The following is a 17800-nucleotide window of genomic DNA, read 5'->3' as shown; positions in this document are numbered from 1 at the left end:
TGGTCAACGTGAGGCAACGCGACGGCGATGGCATGACAACGGGGATCACGGGCTCCTCCGAGCACGTGGGCGACTCCACGGACGGCACCGAGGCAGAGGGGGAAACGGGCGTGCCCTTCGATCCGGACGCCACGGGCGTCATCCCCCGGCTGTCCATCCCGAAGGGCCCGACCGGCCCCGCGCCGGACACCGCCGCGGACGTCGCCGACGCTGACGACGATGGTGACGACGAGGCGGATACAGGCACCCTGCCCGCCATCCGCCTGCCCGCCACCCTCCACATCGGCTCGCCGCCAAAAGCCCCCGAGGGCTCGAAGGAGCCCACGGAGTCGAAGGATCCGCAGCGGCCCGAAGGCCCTCAGGAGCACAAGGCCGCGAAGGAGCCGAAGGAGGCTGAGGGCCCGCAGGCGCCCAAGGCCGCGAAGGAGCCGAAGGGCGCCAAGGGTCCGGGCGCGGACGAGGCGGTGTCCGCCACGGATGACGATGCCACGGGGACCGTGCCGACCAAGGTGGCGGCCACCCCGGTCGCGAGCCTGGCCGTGGAGGCTCCCCCGGCTCCCGCGAAAGCGCCCGTCGAGCCCCCCTCCACAGCCCCCACCAATACTCCCGCCACAGCCCCCACCGAGACCCCCGCCAAAACCCCGGCCAAGGCGCCCGCCGCTACCGAACCAGCCCCCGCCAAGGCGAAGGGCCTGGGCGAGCGGCTGCGGCGGTTGGGGCGTAGCGCGCCCATGTGGCTCCCCGCGCTGCTCACGGTCGAGGGCCTGATCATGTACGTCCTCGCCCTGCGCGTGGCCCCGGGCCCGCTGCGCGGCGTGAACCCGGCCGACATCAACGGCCTCGGCCTGATCGCCGCCCTCCCGGCCAGCGCGTTCGCCGCGATCCTGATCATGCTGGTGTCGTTCTTCGTCACCGTCGCCCAGAGCACGGACCGTAAGTTCCTCCTGCTGTTCCAGATCGCCGTCATCACCTTCGCCCTGCACGGCGCCGGTTCGCTGGTGGCCAGCGAGCCCAGGTTCCCCACGGCGTACATCCACGCGGGCTTCGTCGACTTCATCGGCCGGACCGGCGAGACCGCGATCAGCATCGACGCCCGCATGGGCTGGCCGGGCTACTTCGCGCTGTTCGCCTTCGTGACGAAGGCCGCCGGCATCAGCGACATGACCACGATCCTGCAGTGGACGCCGCTGCTGACGAACCTGCTCTACCTGCTGCCGTTCGTGCTGATCCTGCGCCAGGTGGTGGCCACCACGCGGGCGCGCTGGTACGCGGCGCTGCTGTTCGTGCTGGTGCAGTGGATCGGGCAGGACTACTTCTCGCCGCAGGGCTTTACCTTCGCGCTCTATCTGGCCTTTGTCGCGATCCTGTTGCGCTGGTTCGGGCGGGTGGAGCCGCGCACCAAGCCGATCCCGCCGAAGGGGCTGCGCAAGCTGCTCGGCCGCCTCGACGCGATGACGCCGGGCGAGATCGCCAACACCGGTACGTTCCGGGCCGACCGGCTGCTGATGCTGCTGATGCTGCTCGCGCTGTTCTTCGCGGCGACGGCCTCGCACCAGATCACGCCGTTCATGATGCTCGGTGTGGTGACGGCCTTCCTCATCTTCAAGCGGACCAAGCTGACCTGGGCGCTGCCGTTCTTCCTCGGCCTGGCCGTACTGGCCTGGATCAGCTACGAGACCGTGGGCTTCTGGGCGGGCCAGATCGACGCGATCTTCGGCGGCCTGGGCCGGATCCTGACGAACCTGCAGCGCAACACCGGCGACCGCATCGCGGGCAGCGACCCGGCGCACGCGCTGGTGCTGCAGGCGCGGCTGGGCATCCTGGTCGTGATCCTCGCCCTGGCGGCGACCGGCCTGTTCAGGCGGCTGCGGCGCGGGGTGGTCGACCGGGCGGCGCTGATCCTGCTCTGTGTGCCGGTGCTGGCGCTGGGGCTGCAGAGCTACGGCGGTGAGATCGGGCTGCGCATCTACATGTTCGCACTGCCCGGCGCCTGCCTGCTGGCCGCGTACGCGTTCTTCCCGAACCTGCCCGCCGACAGCGCGGACGTGCGCGAAGAGACCGTGCCCATGCGCAAGCGGAATGTCCGCTTCAACCCCGAGCTGACCAGGAAGCTGTCGGTCGTGCTCGCGGCCTGCTTCGCGGTGGTGTTCGCGGGGGCGTTCCTGATCGCCCGCTATGGCAACGAGAAGTTCGAGCGGGTGACGACCGGCGAGGTCGCCGCGATGCACTACATCTACGCGCACGACAAGCCGAGCGCCAAGGTCCTCTACCTGACGGCCAAGGAGGGCCCCGAGGTCACGCCGACGCTGCCGTGGGGCGAGAAGGACATCGAACTGGTCAACTTCAACGGCCAGGCGCTCGTCTACCAGGATCCGACGAACATCGCCAAGGCGGTCGCGACGCTCAAGGCGAGCCCGCGCAACACCTATCTCGCCGTCAGCACCGGTCAGATCGCCTACCTGCAGCTCAATGAGGGCTTCCCGGCAGACTGGGGTGCCAGGTTCAGGGCCGCGCTGGACGCCTCGCCGGATGTCAAGAAGGTCTACGCCAACAAAGACGCCGCTCTGTACACCTGGAAGAAGTTCGTCAAGGGCACCGAGATCCCGGAACCCCTCCCGTACGTAGGACGCGGCGACCCCACCTCGCCCTGGACGCCGGTCGGCCTCGCGGCACTGGCCCTGACCTGGGTAACTCTGTTCGGCTACGAGGTGATCCGGCTCAATGGGCCGAACCGGGCGGTCAAGGCGCGCCGGCGGTTGCTGTGGGTGGCCATCCCGGCATTCGCCGTGGCGGTGGGTGTGATCATCGAGCGATTTATCTATATCGCATCAAATACCTAGATTCACAGGAAACCCTCAGGTTTTGCGGAATGATGTTCGCTGATGAGGACACATCCCGCCATTTCACCTGGGCGATCCATGGCAACACGCATCACTTCGGTCGATGCCCTGCGCGGCTTCTCGCTGCTCGGCATCCTCGTCGTGAACATCGCCTTTTTGGCGTCCGGTTACCGGATGGCCGGAATGGCGGAGCCCGCGTTCATCTCACCGCTCGACTGGGCGGTGCGGTGGACCGTGACCCTGTTCATGGAGAACAAGTTCTACTTATTGTTCTCCTTCCTGTTCGGCTACAGCTTCACGCTGCAGGTCGACTCGGCCGTACGGCGGGGCAAGGCGTTCGTGCCGATGTTCCTGCGCCGCCTGGCCGGGCTGTTCCTGATCGGGCTGGCCCACGCGGTGCTGCTGTTCCCGGGTGACATCCTCACCACCTACGCCGCGGTCGGGCTGGCCCTGCTGCTGCTCCGCAAGGTCTCGCCCAAGACCGCGGTCATGCTCGCCATCGCCTTGACCTCCATGCTGGCCTTGGGCTTCGTGCTGCTGGCCGTCCTCGCGATGGTCGGTCTGGACACGGCCGGGACGGTCTCGCACGGGGTGGCGGAGGCGGTGAACTCCGACGCGGCCCTGCGCGGCTCGGGCTTCCAGATCATCGGCGAGCACCTGCGCAAGCTCTCCCTCATCGTCGTGCTGCGCGTGCTCTTCCAGGGTCCGGCCGTACTGGCCGCCTGCCTGATCGGGCTGGCGGTCGGCAAGCTGGGCGTGCTGCGCGACCTGTCCGCGCACACGGCCACGCTCCGCCGCCTGCAGTGGCTCGGGTTCACCCTCGGGCTGGGCGGCGCGTTCATCTACACGCTGTCGGCCTGGCACGGCAGCGTGAACAAGTTCCTCGGCGAGGCCGTGGACCTGGTCACGGCTCCCCTGCTCGCCGCCGCCTACGCGGCGACGTTCCTGCGGCTGCTGCCGCACCTGCCGCGCATCGGACGGGCGCTGGCGGCGCCGGGCCGGATGGCGCTGTCCAACTATCTGGGGCAGTCGCTCATCTGCTCACTGATCTTCACGGGGTACGGTCTGGCGCTCGTGGACCGCGTCAGCCCGCCGGTGGAGGTGGTGATCGCGCTGGTCGTCTTCGTCGGTCAGGTCTTCCTCAGCCATTGGTGGCTCCGCGCGCACCGGTACGGGCCGGTGGAATGGCTGCTGCGCGCCGTGACGTACTGGAGCCGGCCAGGCCACCGGGGCGCGCATCAGAAGCCGGCGCGCGCCTGAGGCCCCCGATAGGGCAGCGTCCGGCTGTAGACCAGGTTGGTGGTGGTGCTGCCGAACTGGGCGAGCTCGTCCACGACCCGTTCGAGATGGGCCATGGAGGCCGCGGCCACCTTCAGCAGGTAGCAGTCGTCGCCGGTGGTGCGCAGGCATTCGAGGATCTCGGAGCGCTCATCGAGCAGCCGATGCAGCGGCTCGTGCCTGCTCCCGGGATACTTGAGCCGCACCACGGCGAGCACGGCGTAGCCGACCTTCTCCAGATCGACCTCGGCCCGATAGCCGGTGATGACGCCGACCGCCTCGAGCCGCTTGACCCGCTCGGTCGTCGCGGAAGAGCTGAGGTTGACCCGCCGCCCCAACTCGGCGAGCGCGACGCGCCCGTCCCTCTGGAGCTCGGCGATGATCGCCCAGTCCGTCGCGTCAAGGCTCTCGGTCATCGGCCCAAAATACCGGCAATTCCCCGGCCAATCGTCTTGTACGCAGGGAGAGCTCCCTTCCGGCCGACATGATCGATTGGCTAGCCTGCACGGGTGCGAATAGGCGTGAACGTCCCGAACTTCGGACCAGGCACCAACCCCGACGTCCTGCGCGGCTGGGCGCGGACGGTGGAGGGCCTCGGCTACGACCTGCTGATGCTGTCGGACCACGTGGTAGTGACGCCGGACGTGGCCGAGCAGTATCCGGCGCCGTTCTACGAGCCCTTCACCACGCTGGCCTGGCTGGCGGGCATCACCGAGCGGATCAGGCTCGGGACCACGGTGCTGATCATGCCGTACCGGCATCCGCTGCTCGTCGCCCGGATGGCCGCCAACCTCAACGACCTCAGCGGCGGACGACTGGTCCTCGGCGTGGGCGTGGGGTGGGCGCGGCAGGAGTTCGAGGCGCTCGGCATGCCGTTCCACCGGCGCGGGGCGCTGACCGACGAATATCTCGACGCGCTGCGCGCCGCCTGGGCGGACGACGCGGACTATCGCGGGGGACCGGTGCCGATCTGGATCGGCGGCAACAGCGACGCCGGCCTGCGCCGCGCGGTGCGCCTCGGCGAGACCTGGCACCCGCTGCGCAACACCCTGCCCTGGCTGCGCGAGGCCTTCGGCCGGCTCAAGTCCCTCGCCGACGAGCAGGGCCGCCCGATGCCCGCCCAGGCACCCCGCATCATCCTGCGGCTCACCACGTCCCCGATCACCGATCCCGACCGGCGCGCCGGTGAGGGCACGATCGAGCAGATCGTGGACGACCTCGAACAGCTACGTCTCCTCGGCGCGGACACCGTCGTCCTCGACCCCTTTGAGGGCGACCCACAGGAGACACGTCACCCCGAGGTGGCCTGGCGCGCTCTCGCGGCCGTAGCCGCCTCCTGGGACCTCGCCGCGAGCCGCCCACGAACGGCCATAGCCACCTCCTGAGGCCTTCACGCGAACCACCCACGAACGGAGCAGCCATGACACATGACGACGAGCAGTTCCTGCGCCGGGCCATCGGACTGGCCGCCAAGGCGCGGGCGGCGGGCAACCCGCCCTTCGGGTCGCTCCTGGTGGGGCCGGACGGCGACGTGCTCGCCGAGGACGTCAACACCTCCATCAGCGACGCCGACATCACCGCGCACCCCGAGCTGAAGCTGGCCCGCTGGGCGGCCCGTGAGCTCAGCCCCGAGGCCGCGGCGACCACCGTCATGTACACCAGCTGCCAGCCCTGCGGCATGTGCACGGGCGCCATCGAGCGGTCGGGGCTCGGGCGGGTGGTGTTCGCGCTGTCCAGCGAGCAGCTCGGCGGGCTCAAGCCACCCGCGGGGAACACCGGGGCACGACTCGAAGGACCGGCGCTGTACGACGAGGCGCGGGCGCCGGTCGAGGGCTACTACGTCTAGTACTCATATTTCACCAACAAGCCCAGTAAAGCCGCGCAAACCGCACTGTCGTCCGCCAGGATGATCAAAGCGGGCACATCGGCGCCGATGTGCCCGCTTGACGCATGGGGAAGGATGGATAGTGAGGTTACGACTGTTCACCGCGGCACTGGCCGGTGCCGCGCTGGTGACCCAGCTCGCCGGAGCGGCATCAGCCCAGTCAGCGCAGGCAGCCCCATCGACCGCGATCGATTGGGCGGAATGTGGCACCACGTACAAGGGCGAGTGCGCCACCATCAAGGTGCCGATGGACTACGCGAAGCCCGGCGGCCCGACGATCGACCTGGCCATCGGCAGGTTGAAGGCACTCGACCCGGCCAAGCGGCAGGGCGTGTTGTTCGTGCACCCGGGTGGTCCCGGTGGGTCCGGCCTCAACGCGTACATCATGGGCCGCGGCATCCCCGACGACAGCCCGCTGCGCCAGTACTTCGACATCGTCAGCGTGGACCCCCGCGGAGTCGGCAGCAGCACGCCCATTCTGTGCAGCGAGGACGTGGTCAACGAGACCCCGCTCACCTACCCGGCCAACGAGGCGGAGTATCAGAACTGGCTGGCCTTCAACGCCAAGCTGTCGAAGGACTGCCGCGAGCGCACGGGCCCGCTGTTCGACCACGTCGGCACCACCAACGTGGTGCGCGACGTGGACTCGATCCGCGCGGCGCTCGGCGAGCGCCAGATCAGCTTCTTCGCGATCTCCTACGGCACGCAGGTCGGCCAGCAGTACGCCGAGATGTTCCCGAAGAACCTGCGCGCGATGGCCATCGACTCCAACATGGACCACAGCATCACCTCGGCCTACCAGTACATGAAGACCGCCACCGAGGACCTCGAAGGCTCCTATCAGGCGTTCGCGAAGTGGTGCGGCGAGACGGCGGCCTGCGCGCTGCACGGCCAGGACGCCACGGCGGTCCTGGACGGCCTGCTGGCCAAGGCCAGGGCCGGCGCCCTGAAGGACCCGGAGACCGGCGACGTGATCTCGGACGAGCAGCTCCGGATCGAGGTGTTCGAGCCGATGTACCGGCCGTGGACGGGCTTCTTCCCGCTGGCCGAGCGGCTGAAGGCGCTCGCGGCCCGCCAGGCGGACCAGCAGGTCGCGGACAAGCCGGTGGCGTCGGAATCGGCGGAGGCGAAGTCGACGGCCAGGGCCGCGGCCGAGGCCGCGCCGTCGACCGCCGAGGGCGTCAACTACGCCTACCCGGCCATCTGGTGCTCCGACTGGAAGTGGAACGTCAGGGGCTTCGCCGAACTCGACGCCTACAAGCGCCGTCTCAAGGCCATCGCCCCGCACACCGAGCTCTCCCCGTTCTGGACCGACGTGATGTCCTGCCTCAACTGGCAGGGCAGGACGTCCAACCCGCAGCACCGCCTCAAGATCAGCGGCACCCCGCCGATCCTGGTCGTCAAGGCGAAGGATGACGTGGCAACCCCGGCGGCCTGGAACTACGCCGCCGCACGGCAGATCCCGCGCTCGGTCGTCCTGGAGTATGACGGCGTCGGCCACGGCCAGTTCCGCAACAGTACCTGTGCCCGCGACTACATCGAGAAATATCTGATCAACCGCACCATGCCCGCGCCGGGAACGCACTGCGCCACGCAATTCCCGACGGAACCGCCCGCGACGACGCTGTCCCCGCAGGACTCCCCGCTGTCCATCACGGGCCGCCCGGTCCACTGACGGCGAGCTGACCGGTGGTGTGTCCCCTGGAGGTGTCAGGGGACACACCACTTCGGCGTCCTAGCCGGGTCCCCTGAGGTAGCCGGGCGTGAACTCCACCGGCAGGGCGGTCAGGGCGCGCAGCCGGAAGGACGGCCGCCAGACGAGCTGCTCGGCGGGCACCGACAGCGCCATGTCCGGGAGCCGGTCCAGCAGCACCTCGACGGCCGTGTAGGCGATGACCTCGGCGAGCTCCGGCGCCGGGTGCGGGCAGCCGTGCTCGCCGTGGCCGAAGGACATGTGCGCGTGGTTGCCGGCGGAGCCACCATAGGAGTCCGGCCGCACCTGCGGGTCGGCGTTCGCGGCGGCGAGACCGATGATGAGCGCGTCACCGGCCCGGATGCGCTGCCCGCCCAGCTGAGTGTCGTGCGCCGCCCAGCGGCCCAGGCTGTTCTGGGCGGGCGAGTCCTCCCACATGACCTCGTTCAGGGCCTGACTGGCACTGCGGCGGCCGCCCGACAGGGTCACGGCGAACCGTTCATCGGTCAGCATCAACCGCAGGGTGTTGCCGATCCAGTTGGCGGTCGGCTCCTGGCCCCCGCTCATCAGGATGACCAGGTCCTGGGCGATCTCCTCATCACTGAGCCCCGCGGGATGGGCCAGCAGGCGTGAGGGCAGGTCCGGGCCGGGGCGCTCGCGTTTGGTGGCGATCAGCCGCTGCATCGCGGTCGTGACTCGTCCGTACGCCTCCGCGGATTCCGGGCCGACGTTCAGCACCGTGGTCACGTCGGCCACCAGGCGGGGCGTCTCCGCCTCCGGCAACCCGAACATCGTGACCATGGACAGCAGCGGCATCGGCTGAGAGTAATGCGCGATCAGGTCGGCCCGGCCGTGGCCGGTGAACGCGTCGATCAAGCTGTCGGAGACCCTCTCGCACTGCGATCTCAGCTCGAACTGGTCGACGGAGGCGAGGGCGTCGCTGAGGGCGCCGGCCCGCCGCTGATGCTCGGCGCCTTCGGTGAACAGAATGGACGGCTGGTAGCCGACGAACGCCATCAGCGGCCAGTCCGGCGGGATGCGGTCCCAGGCGTTCCACCGGCGGGAGTCGCGGCCGAACAGCTGCGGATTGCTCAGGACGTAGCGCAGCTCGCGGTAGCCGACCACCAGCCAGGCGGGGACATCGCCCTCCATCAGGACCGGGACGACGGGCCCGTGCAGCTTGCGCATGTCCCGGTACAGCTGCTGCGGATCCTCCTGGAACTGGGGCCCGTACATCCGGATGGGCTCGGGTGTGTAGTGGGAATCGGTCATCGGGTAACCCCCCTGGCGGAGGACATCGCGTGGAGGTGGTTGACGAGGGCGATCAGCACGGCCTTGCTGGAGTCGCGTTGACGGGCGTCACAGTCGATCAGCGGAACCTCTTCGGACAGGTCCAGCGCCTCCCGGATCTTCTCCAGGGGATGCTTCGGCTCGTCGAAGTTGTTGCGCGCGACGATGAACGGCATTCCGTGGTGTTCGAGCCGGTCGATGGCGTACCACGAGTCGGCCAGGCGGCGGGCGTCCACCAGGACGACCGCTCCCAGCGTCCCGGAGAACAGCCGGTCCCACAGGAACCAGAACCGGTCCTGGCCGGGCGCCCCGAACAGGTAGAGCACCATCTGATCGTTCAGGCTGATGCGGCCGAAGTCGAAGGCCACCGTGGTCGTGGTCTTGGTCTGTACGCCGCTCGCGTCGTCGATCCCCATGCCTGCCTGGGTCATCGTCTCTTCGGTGCTCAGCGGCCGGATCTCGCTGACCGAGCGGACCATGGTCGTCTTGCCCACGCCGAACCCGCCGACGACCACGATCTTGAGACCGGTGGTCATCGTGCTCCGTAGCGGTGTACGGCCGGGTGGGTCAGAGGTTCTGAAGTCCAACAAGCACCTGCTCCAGGATTTCGGGATCGGGCAGTTGCGCCTTGGCGGGAGCCTTGGGCGGATGGCGGGCGGTGATGCGTCCGGTGTCCAGCAGGTCGCACAGCAGGATCCGTACGACGCTGACGGGCAGTCTCAGCGCCGAGGAGATCTCCACGACCGCCATCGGCTGGCGGCACATCTGGAGGATCTTGACGTGCTCGGACTGCATGCCGGGGGTCGGATCGCACTCGCTCACGATCAGTGTGACCACGTCCATGGCACTCTCGTCCGCGCGACTGCGCCCCCCGGTGACCGTGTACAGCCGGTCCGGGTCCTCGCTGGCCACTCGCCGCGAGATCATAGCGAGCGGCTGCTCTGCTGGGGTTCGCGCGGCGGGGCGGTCAGATACTCCCCGAGCTGCTCGACCAGTTCGTTCATGTTGTGACCGATGATGCCGGGGTCGGCGTCATCGCTCGCCACGACGGCGAGGTGGGCGCCTTCTCCCGCTTCCACGATGAACAGCAGCCCGCCGTGGAACTCCGTCATCGACTGCCGCAGCCCGCCGGAACCGTCGCCGAACTCCATCGACGCCCCGTGGGCCAGGCTCTGGATGCCCGAGGCGATGGCGGCCAGTTGATCGGCCCGGTCCACCGACAGCCCGTGGGTGTGGGAGAGCTTGAGGCCGTCCTTCGACAGCACCAAGACGTGCCGGGTCTGCGGTGTCCTCTCCAGGAGGTTCTCCAGCAGCCAGGCGAGGTCGCGGTCTGAGGTTCTCATCGAGAGTCTGGGACGGTCATCCGGCGTCGCCGGACGAGCAGCCCTCCCTCCAATCTGTAAGTTGGTCACCGGGTGTCGTCTTTCGGGCCTTCTGCTGCCGGGCCCTCTGCTTGCGGGTGTTCGACTTCCTGGCCCGCCGCGCCGGCGCCGGTCCCGCGGCTGGCTTGGCGAAAAGCGCTGAATCTCGCTCCGGCCTCGGAGAGGGACGGCTTGGGCCGCGCCGGAGCCTGCTCGGGCACGGGGGCCGCGGACGTCGCCGCCGCGAGTGTCTGACCGCGCCGTCGCCTGGGCAGCTCGCCATCCGCGACGGGGTCGGCCTTCGCGGCGTCGGCCCGCACGGGGACGGGGGCCGAGGTGGCCCGGCGGGCGGCCGGGACGCTCGGCCTACGCGGGGCCTCCACCTGGGGAGCCGGCGCGGGCTGGGTGACCAGTTTCTGCGGGATCATGACCACCACTCCGGTGCCCCCGCGTGAGGACGGCCTGAAGGAGACGGTCAGACCGTGCTTGCGAGCCAGGCAGCCCACGACCGCCAGGCCCAGTCGCGTACCGGACAGCGTCGTCAGGTCCAGGGGCTCGGACGAGACGGCCTGCCGCGCGCGGTTCAGCGCCACGGCGCTCATGACCAGACCGCAGTCCTCGATGGTGATCACGATGCCCGTGCTCACCTCTTCGACGTACACGTGCACCTCCTCGGAAGGAGGCGAGAAGCTGGTGGCGTTGTCCATCAGCTCCGCGAGGGCGTGCATGACGCCCTCGGCGGCGTGCCCGGCGATCGCGACGGTGCTGGCCGAGTGCACCCGAACCCGCTGGTAGGCGCTGATCCGGCCCACCGCGCCGCGCATGATGCTCTCCATCACGATCGGCTTGGTCCAGCGCCGCCCGGAACGCGCACCGGTCAGCACGGCGATGCTGTCGGCCAGCCGGCCCGCCTGGGCGGTGCTGTGGTCCAGCCTCAGCAGGTCCCCGAGGACCTTCTCGTCATGCCGGTCCTCCATCTCCCGCAGATCGGCCAGCATGCTGGTCGCCAGTGCCTGCACCCGGCCGGCGGCGTTGGCGCAGGCCGACATCGCGGCCGCGCGCATCCTGTCCCCTCTGCCGACCTCCTGCGCCAGCGTCCACAGGATGCGCTGCTGAGCCAGGTCGGCGGGCCTGGGCACCTCGGCGAGCGCGGTGTCGACCGACGCCCCGTCACGCAACCTCTTCACCAGCGCGGGCAGTGTGTGGTCGGCCAGTTGGGAGAGGTCCGCCTCCCTCATGGCGAGCCGGTCACGCAGCAGGCTCGCCTGCTGCCGGCCGTACAAGCCATAGGTGATGGCGGCGCACAGCAGCAGGGCGGCTATGCCCAGGCACCAGGCCACGAGCGTCCGCCCCTCGACCGGCGCCTCGGCCACGGCCCATACGCACGCGACGCCGGCCACGACGGCGACGCCAAGCGGTACGAGCAGGGCCCGACGGTGAACAGGTATGTGAGTTGCTGACATCAAGTCCTCGTCGGAGGTCAGAAACATACGGCCTGGAAGTCTTGATCGGATTGTAGTGGAATCTTCGCTTTGCGTGGGCACTTGGTCACCAATTGCGGCCATTGTCGCCTGCCCTGCCCAATAGTCGAGCTGCTTGAGCATGGGCGCCGGATCTGACAACAGATCTTGCTGGGTGTGGAGTATGCCGGATTAGTAGGCTCCCGGCTACTGAGCGGCGGCCGCGCTTCGACATCCGCGGTTGTTGATCATGGCACAGTTGGCCGAGCCGGGGGTGGCGTTCACAGGACCGGGCCTGGGCGGTTCCCCGCCCAGGCCCGGTGAATTGTCGGGTCAGTACGCGCCATGCACCCCGAGGTCACTTCGTTTCGGCCGGAGCCGGATCCGGTCCGAACGCCGTACCGGTTCCAGGTCGATCCGGCGCACCCCCTCCGGAACATGCCGCAGGTCATGGGTGATGAGCAGCGTCGTCCGCCCCTCCATCAACCGGCGCAACGGCACCATCACCCGCTCGGCCGTGACCACGTCCAGCCCGGTCATCGGCTCGTCCAGCACCAGCACCGGCGTGTCACGCAGGATCGCGCGGGCGATGGCCAGGCGCTGGCGCTGGCCGCCGGACATGAGGCGGCCCCGCTGACCGATGGGCGTGTCGTACTTCTGGGGCAATGTCTGGATGAAATCGTGTACGTCGGCCAGCTCGGCCGCCAGAATCACGGCGGCGTCGTCGGCACCCGGTGAGCCGTAGGCGATGTTGTCGCGCACCGTGCCGGAGAACAGGAGGTTCTCCTGGTGCAGGAGCGTGATGGTGTCGCGCAGCGACGATCGGGTCAGGTCGCGCAGGTCCACCCCGTCCAGAAGGATGCGGCCGGTGTTCGGGTCGTAGAAACGCAGGAGCAGCTTGGCGAGCGTGGACTTGCCCGCACCGCTGGCTCCGGTGCAGACGACGAGTTCCCCCGGTTCGATCACGAACGACAGCTCGCGCAGTGTCGCCCTGATCCGCTTGGGGTACGTGAAGCCGACCCGCGAGAACTCGATCCGCCCCCTGCTGCGCCCGACCACCGGCACGGCGGTGGGACGGTCCACGACGGTCGGACGTACGGAGAGGACCTCCATGACGCGGTCCGAACCGGCGGCGGCCTCCGAGACGGTGAGGGCCAGCTGGCCCAGACCCTGGACCGCGGGATAGAGATAGGCGAGGTAGGCGGCGAAGGCGAGCAGACCACCGAGCGTGAGGCGGTCCTGGGTGATCTCCCAGGCGCCGAAGCCCAGGATGACGATCAGGCAGATGGTCTCCAGCACCTGTACGGCGGGGCCGTAGAGGCCGGAGAGCCACGCCTGGGACAGGTTCGCGCGCAGCCAGGTGCGGCCTTCGCGGTGCAGGTGCCTGGCCTCGGTCTCCTGCTGGTTGTAGGCCTGGACGAGCGACTGGTTGGACAGGCTCTCCTCGATGACGCTGTTCATGGTGCCGTTGCTGGTCCGCTCGCGGGCCGCCGCGTTCCTGAACCGGGACGCGAAGAGCTTGGAGACCACCAGGAACGCCGGGATCAGCGCGAACGTGACCAGCGCCAGGTCCCATCTGATGATGAACGCCGCGCCGGCGAAGAAGATCACGCTGGCCACGGTGGTGAACATCTTGACCAGGCCGGAGCCGACGAGCTCCTCGATGGCCTCGATGTCGTCGGTGAGCCGGGCCATCAGGTCGCCCGTGCGGCGGTTCTCGAAGAAGTCGGGTGTGAGGGTCTGGACGTGGCCGAAGACCCGGTCGCGGAGCTTGAGGAGGAAGCGTTCCGCGCCCGCGGCGGTGATGTACGCACCGGCGAAGGAGACGAGACCGGCCAGAACCGCCAGGCCGAGCCAGGCGGCCGCGGGGGCCCAGAAGGCGCCCAGGTCCCGTTCGCTGAGGACCTTGTCGGTGATGTAGCCGAACAGGGCGATCGCGGCGACCTCACACAGCGCGGCCAGGATCGCGAACACGACCCCGGCCGCGAACAGCGCCCTGACGCCGCGGGTGTCCGGCCAGAACGCCCGGAAGGTGTTCCGGATGGACACCGTCGGCGCCAGGGGCGGGGCGGAGAGTGAGAGCCGTTGGGAGACCCGACGGCTCTCAGGTGGCACCTCTTCTACCACCACCACCGCCTGCGCCAGCCGCCACCGCAGCCGCCGCCGCATCCACCCCACCAGCGCCGCCGACCACAACCGCGACGGCCCCATCCCCACCAGTCGCTACGGTGAGCCGGGAAGAGCTTACCGAGAGTCATGATTCCCCCCTGTGCCAGTAGCACTATTTCGGCTTTCAAAATAGGACGCTAGCACCCAAATGGTGAAAAATCAGGGCTTGGGGGCGTTCTTTGATCGGATTTGACCGGTGCTCATGGAAAAGATCTGCGCATGTGTGATATGTAAATCAGCGATAAAGCGCTCACATCCCGCCCCATACCAGAACCCCGCTGGGACCTGGGCAAACCCAAGCCGACGCCTCGATCACCACAGAAGTGGAAAAGCGGTTTGACGTTTCTCTGTCCGCCGCAAGTCGCCCTAGGCAATGGAATTCCGGGGGACGGCAACGATTGTTCCGAAGAATGGTGAGAGAAGGGCTCCGCCCGCCCGCCCGAGCAGACCAACGGAGCCCTTGACCGGCCTCAGGCGCCGCGTCCCGCCCACTGGATCTCGTACGGCTTCAAGGTCACCCGCTTGCCGTCCACGGTCGCGGTGACGCTCGTGTCGGCCGTGTTGACCATGACCATCTGCCGCTCCTGCCCCAGCGTCTTGATGCGCTGGTCGGAGGTGGTGACCGGATCCAGTTTCACCCCGGCGGGGAACCACTTCGCGAACCCGCTCAGCAGCCCCGCCATCGGCAGTTCCTGGCCCGTGCCGGACGACCAGAGGCAGCCAGGGCACTCCGTCCCGTCCTTCTGCTCCGGGTTCCAGTAGAGCGCCGTCGTCACGCCGCTCCTGGCGAACTCCATCAGCGTCGTGGCCTGTACGGCGGTGCGCTTGTCCTCGCTCCAGCCGGAGTTGGTGGGCTCGACGTACCACTCGGCCCACCACACCGGCATGTCGTTGCTCTTCTGCCTGAGCCAGGCGGTGACCGCGCCGAACTTGGCCTGGGCCGCGAAGTCGTCCGGGACGTTGGCCTTGTCGTTGGTCATCGAGGCGCCGTCGACCACGATGAAGTCGGCGCCCTTCTTGTGCTCGATCCAGTATTCGATCGCGTCGAGCGCGCGCTGGTCGACCGTGCCCCAGGGACCGCTGAGCTCCGAAGGGCCGCTGCCGGAGTTGGTCTCGACCGGGATGTACGGGCCGCCGACCTGGATGTCGCCGTTCACCTTCTTCAGCGCCGCGTAGACCTTGTTGTAGAGCTCGGTATAGCCCTCGGCGTCCCAGCGGTTCGTGGACGGGTTCCAGAAGCCCTTGAACTCGTTCCACACCATGAAGTACTTCACCGTCGGATACTGCCTGGCGATCCGCGCGGCGAGCTTGGCGTAATCATCGAAATGCTCACGCTTGGGGGCGACCGTGTGGTTCTTGGACCAGTCCGTACGGCCGGCCTGACCGCCCTTCATCCAGTCGGGCGCGCAGCACAGCGTGATGACCGGGACGGCCCGCGAGGAGGCCATGAGCTTCAGCCGCCGGTCGAGGTCCCGTAAGTTGTACTGGTCCGGGCTCGGCTCCGGGTTGCCCACGCCCCAGCCCATGATGTGCTGGTTCTGCAGCATGGGGACGCGGCCGAGGATGTTCTTGGCCTGCTCGGTGATCTCGCGGGGCACGTTGTCGGCGCTGTACTGGGTGTGGGTGACGCCCCAGCGCGGCCAGTCGTCCAGGGCCGGCGGCTGCTCCAGTGTGGGCGGCGGCTCACTCGGCTGGGTCTGGGCGACCTCGCCGCCCTTGTACTCGTCGCGGGGGCCGCCCCGCGTGCCCGCGTACACCATGATCGCCGCGACGAGCGCGACCGCGAGGATCCCGACGCCCAGCGCGATCGGCCATGGCGGCCGTCTGCGTGCGTGTTTGCCATCGGTGGGAATCACGGTGCCTCCACCCTCGCGCGTAGACAAGGGCCGGGACGCCTCTCCCAGCCCTTCTCACGGTATATATCAGTACTTGCAAGGGACTTGCGGTCGATCAAGGGGCCGGCGGGCGCTGCCCTCCAGCCGGTCCGGGGACTCCCGCATAACGGTACGGCACTGGCTGCCTTCCCGGTTGCACGATGAGGAGCGTGCCCGGTTCGTCGGCGTAGAAGGCGCTTTCGACGGCCGCGGCGACATCGGCGGCACTCAGCAGCGGGAACCCCGCGTTGACGAACATCTCGCGCGCTCCCGCCACCAGCGGTGTGTCCGTGAACCCCGGGCAGACCGCGCCGATCCGGACCCGCTCCTTGGCCAGCGGCGCGGCCAGCGCCCTGACGAGCCCCACCACGGCGTGCTTGGTCATCGTGTACACAGGGTCACCGGCGAAGCCGACGAGCCCGGCCAGCGACGAGGTGACCACGATCGCGCCGCCGCCCGAGCGCTTGAGCAGCGGCAGGCAGGCGGCGACGCCGAAGACCACGCCGTCCACGTTCACCCCGACGACCTGGCGATAGCGCTCGACGTCGAACGCCGCGAGATCCACCCCGCCCGAGATCCCCGCGTTGAGGTGCACCAGGTCGAGCCGGCCGTAGGTCTCCTCGGCGAGCGCGACGGCCTGCCGCGAAGCCTCCTCGGTGCCGACGTCACCGGCCAGCCAGACGCCGCCGACCTCCTTCGCCAGGCGCTCGGCCCCTTCGGCGTCGAGGTCGAGGAGGACGCACTTGGCCCCGCCCGCCGACAGCCGCCGCGCCACCGCGGCGCCGATGCCGCTCGCCGCTCCGGTGATCAGTGCCACAGTGCTCATGTGCGCTCCTCAGGGGCTCATGCTCGGGCGGTTCACGGGTCGGGCCGTTCACGCTCAGGGGTTCACGGGCTGGTCCAGCATGCGGTGCGCGCGGGCGATGAGCGCGGGTACGGCGGAGCCGATGTTCTCGAAGCCCTCACCCACGGTCTTACCCTGCCGGAAACGGGCGTGGATACCTTCCACGATGACCGCGAGCTTGAAGTTCCCGAACGCCACGTAGAACGGAAGGTCCGAGATGTCGCGGCCGGAGACCTTCGTGTAGTGGGCGGCGAACTCGGCGGCGTTGAGGAACCCGGGGGTGAGCGTCACATCTCCGGCCACCGGGATCCCCGCCCGCTCCTCGTCACCGGAGTCCTGCCAGTAGGTGAGCGTGAGCCCCAGGTCGGCCAGCGGGTCGCCCAGGGTGGACATCTCCCAGTCGACCACGGCCAGGATCTCGGGCGGACCGGGCGCCAGCCGTACGAGCGTGTTGTCGAGGCGGTAGTCACCGTGCACGAGCGTGCTGGCCGAGCGGGCCGGCATGCACGCGCGGAGGCGCGTGACCAGGCGGTCGTACTCCGGCAGGTCGGCCGTCTTCGAGCGGTCCCACTGCTGGCACCACCGGCCGAGCTGCCTGGCCAGGTAGCCGTCGGGGCGGCCGAAGTCGCCGAGACCGATCTCCTGGTAGTCGACGGCGTGGATGGCGGCCAGCACCTCGGCCAGCCGCTCCGCCAGCCGCCGCGTCTCGGCGGGCGCGGGCTCGCCGAGCTGCTCACGGGTCCTGGCGGCCAGGCCGTCCACGTACCCCATCAGGTAGAACGGCGCTCCGATGACCTCCTCGTCGGCGCAGAACGCGACCGGCTCCGGCACCGGGACCGGCGTCCCGGCCAGCGCGGAGATGACCCGCCACTCGCGCCGCATGTCGTGCGCGGTGGGCAGCACGTGACCGAGGGGCGGGCGGCGCAGCACCACCCGGCGTTCGCGGGTCTCGATGAGGTACGTGAGGTTCGACCTGCCGCCGGAGATCAGGGAGACGGACAGGGGTTCGCCCGCGTCGGGCACGTTCGCGCCCATCCAGCCGAACAGCCGGGGCCGGTCAATCCCAGGTACGGTCATGCACACACATTAGAACGTCACTCTGTCCT

General features: G+C 69.0%; 15 protein-coding genes. 5 read left to right on the top strand and 10 right to left on the bottom strand.

The window, feature by feature from the left end:
* Window positions 1–8: 8 nt before the first annotated feature.
* Window positions 9–2840 (top strand): hypothetical protein, encoded by a 2832-nt coding sequence (locus ACQP2T_RS12935; RefSeq protein ID WP_433516383.1) that lies wholly within the window; start codon window positions 9–11, stop codon window positions 2838–2840.
* A gap of 78 nt (window positions 2841–2918) precedes the next feature.
* Window positions 2919–4100 carry a DUF418 domain-containing protein gene (locus ACQP2T_RS12930; RefSeq protein ID WP_433516382.1) on the top strand — a complete coding sequence of 394 codons (1182 nt, stop codon included), beginning with the start codon at window positions 2919–2921 and terminating at the stop codon, window positions 4098–4100.
* On the opposite strand, the gene ACQP2T_RS12925 is transcribed toward ACQP2T_RS12930, so the two are convergent.
* Window positions 4079–4534 (bottom strand): Lrp/AsnC family transcriptional regulator, encoded by a 456-nt coding sequence (locus ACQP2T_RS12925; RefSeq protein WP_433516381.1) that lies wholly within the window; start codon window positions 4532–4534, stop codon window positions 4079–4081. The two genes, ACQP2T_RS12930 and ACQP2T_RS12925, sit on opposite strands and share 22 nt — an antisense overlap.
* 93 nt (window positions 4535–4627) lie before the next feature.
* On the opposite strand from ACQP2T_RS12925, the gene ACQP2T_RS12920 reads away from it, so the two are divergent.
* From ACQP2T_RS12920 to ACQP2T_RS12910, 3 genes are all read left to right on the top strand, one after another.
* Window positions 4628–5503: an LLM class flavin-dependent oxidoreductase gene (locus ACQP2T_RS12920; protein ID WP_433516380.1), complete on the top strand. Its 876-nt coding sequence runs from the start codon at window positions 4628–4630 to the stop codon at window positions 5501–5503.
* 35 nt (window positions 5504–5538) lie between these two features.
* Window positions 5539–5964 (top strand): nucleoside deaminase, encoded by a 426-nt coding sequence (locus tag ACQP2T_RS12915; protein ID WP_433516379.1) that lies wholly within the window; start codon window positions 5539–5541, stop codon window positions 5962–5964.
* 121 nt (window positions 5965–6085) lie between these two features.
* On the top strand, window positions 6086–7678 hold the full coding sequence (locus ACQP2T_RS12910) for an alpha/beta hydrolase (protein ID WP_433516378.1): 1593 nt from the start codon (window positions 6086–6088) through the stop codon (window positions 7676–7678).
* Window positions 7679–7738: 60 nt separating this feature from the next.
* Here the strand turns inward: ACQP2T_RS12910 and ACQP2T_RS12905 are convergent, their stop codons facing one another.
* From ACQP2T_RS12905 to ACQP2T_RS12865, 9 genes are all read right to left on the bottom strand, one after another.
* Window positions 7739–8968: a cytochrome P450 gene (locus ACQP2T_RS12905; protein ID WP_433516377.1), complete on the bottom strand. Its 1230-nt coding sequence runs from the start codon at window positions 8966–8968 to the stop codon at window positions 7739–7741.
* Window positions 8965–9522, bottom strand: a complete 558-nt coding sequence (locus ACQP2T_RS12900) for a GTP-binding protein (RefSeq protein ID WP_433516376.1) — start codon at window positions 9520–9522, stop codon at window positions 8965–8967. Before ACQP2T_RS12900 ends, ACQP2T_RS12905 begins: the two co-directional genes overlap by 4 nt.
* 31 nt (window positions 9523–9553) lie before the next feature.
* Window positions 9554–9913 (bottom strand): DUF742 domain-containing protein, encoded by a 360-nt coding sequence (locus ACQP2T_RS12895; protein WP_433516375.1) that lies wholly within the window; start codon window positions 9911–9913, stop codon window positions 9554–9556.
* A complete protein-coding gene (locus ACQP2T_RS12890; RefSeq protein ID WP_433516374.1) occupies window positions 9910–10329 on the bottom strand; it encodes a roadblock/LC7 domain-containing protein in 420 nt (139 codons plus the stop codon). The genes ACQP2T_RS12895 and ACQP2T_RS12890 overlap by 4 nt, the downstream gene beginning before the upstream one ends.
* Before the next feature lie 65 nt (window positions 10330–10394).
* On the bottom strand, window positions 10395–11810 hold the full coding sequence (locus tag ACQP2T_RS12885; protein ID WP_433516373.1) for an ATP-binding protein: 1416 nt from the start codon (window positions 11808–11810) through the stop codon (window positions 10395–10397).
* 330 nt (window positions 11811–12140) lie between these two features.
* Window positions 12141–14018, bottom strand: a complete 1878-nt coding sequence (locus ACQP2T_RS12880) for an ABC transporter ATP-binding protein (RefSeq protein WP_433519763.1) — start codon at window positions 14016–14018, stop codon at window positions 12141–12143.
* Window positions 14019–14446: 428 nt separating this feature from the next.
* Entirely contained in the window at window positions 14447–15832 is a 1386-nt protein-coding gene (locus tag ACQP2T_RS12875) for a GH39 family glycosyl hydrolase (RefSeq protein WP_433516372.1), read from the bottom strand.
* Between the two features lie 94 nt (window positions 15833–15926).
* Window positions 15927–16676, bottom strand: coding sequence for an SDR family oxidoreductase (locus ACQP2T_RS12870; RefSeq protein WP_433516371.1), 750 nt, complete (start codon window positions 16674–16676; stop codon window positions 15927–15929).
* A gap of 54 nt (window positions 16677–16730) precedes the next feature.
* A complete protein-coding gene (locus tag ACQP2T_RS12865; protein WP_433516370.1) occupies window positions 16731–17771 on the bottom strand; it encodes a phosphotransferase family protein in 1041 nt (346 codons plus the stop codon).
* Window positions 17772–17800: the final 29 nt, after the last annotated feature.

Origin of the sequence: Nonomuraea sp. CA-143628, from assembly GCF_050942315.1 — a bacterium.
Lineage (GTDB): Bacteria > Actinomycetota > Actinomycetes > Streptosporangiales > Streptosporangiaceae > Nonomuraea.
Note: the sequence above shows the minus strand (reverse complement) of the source record. Positions and strands in the feature narration are given on the sequence as shown.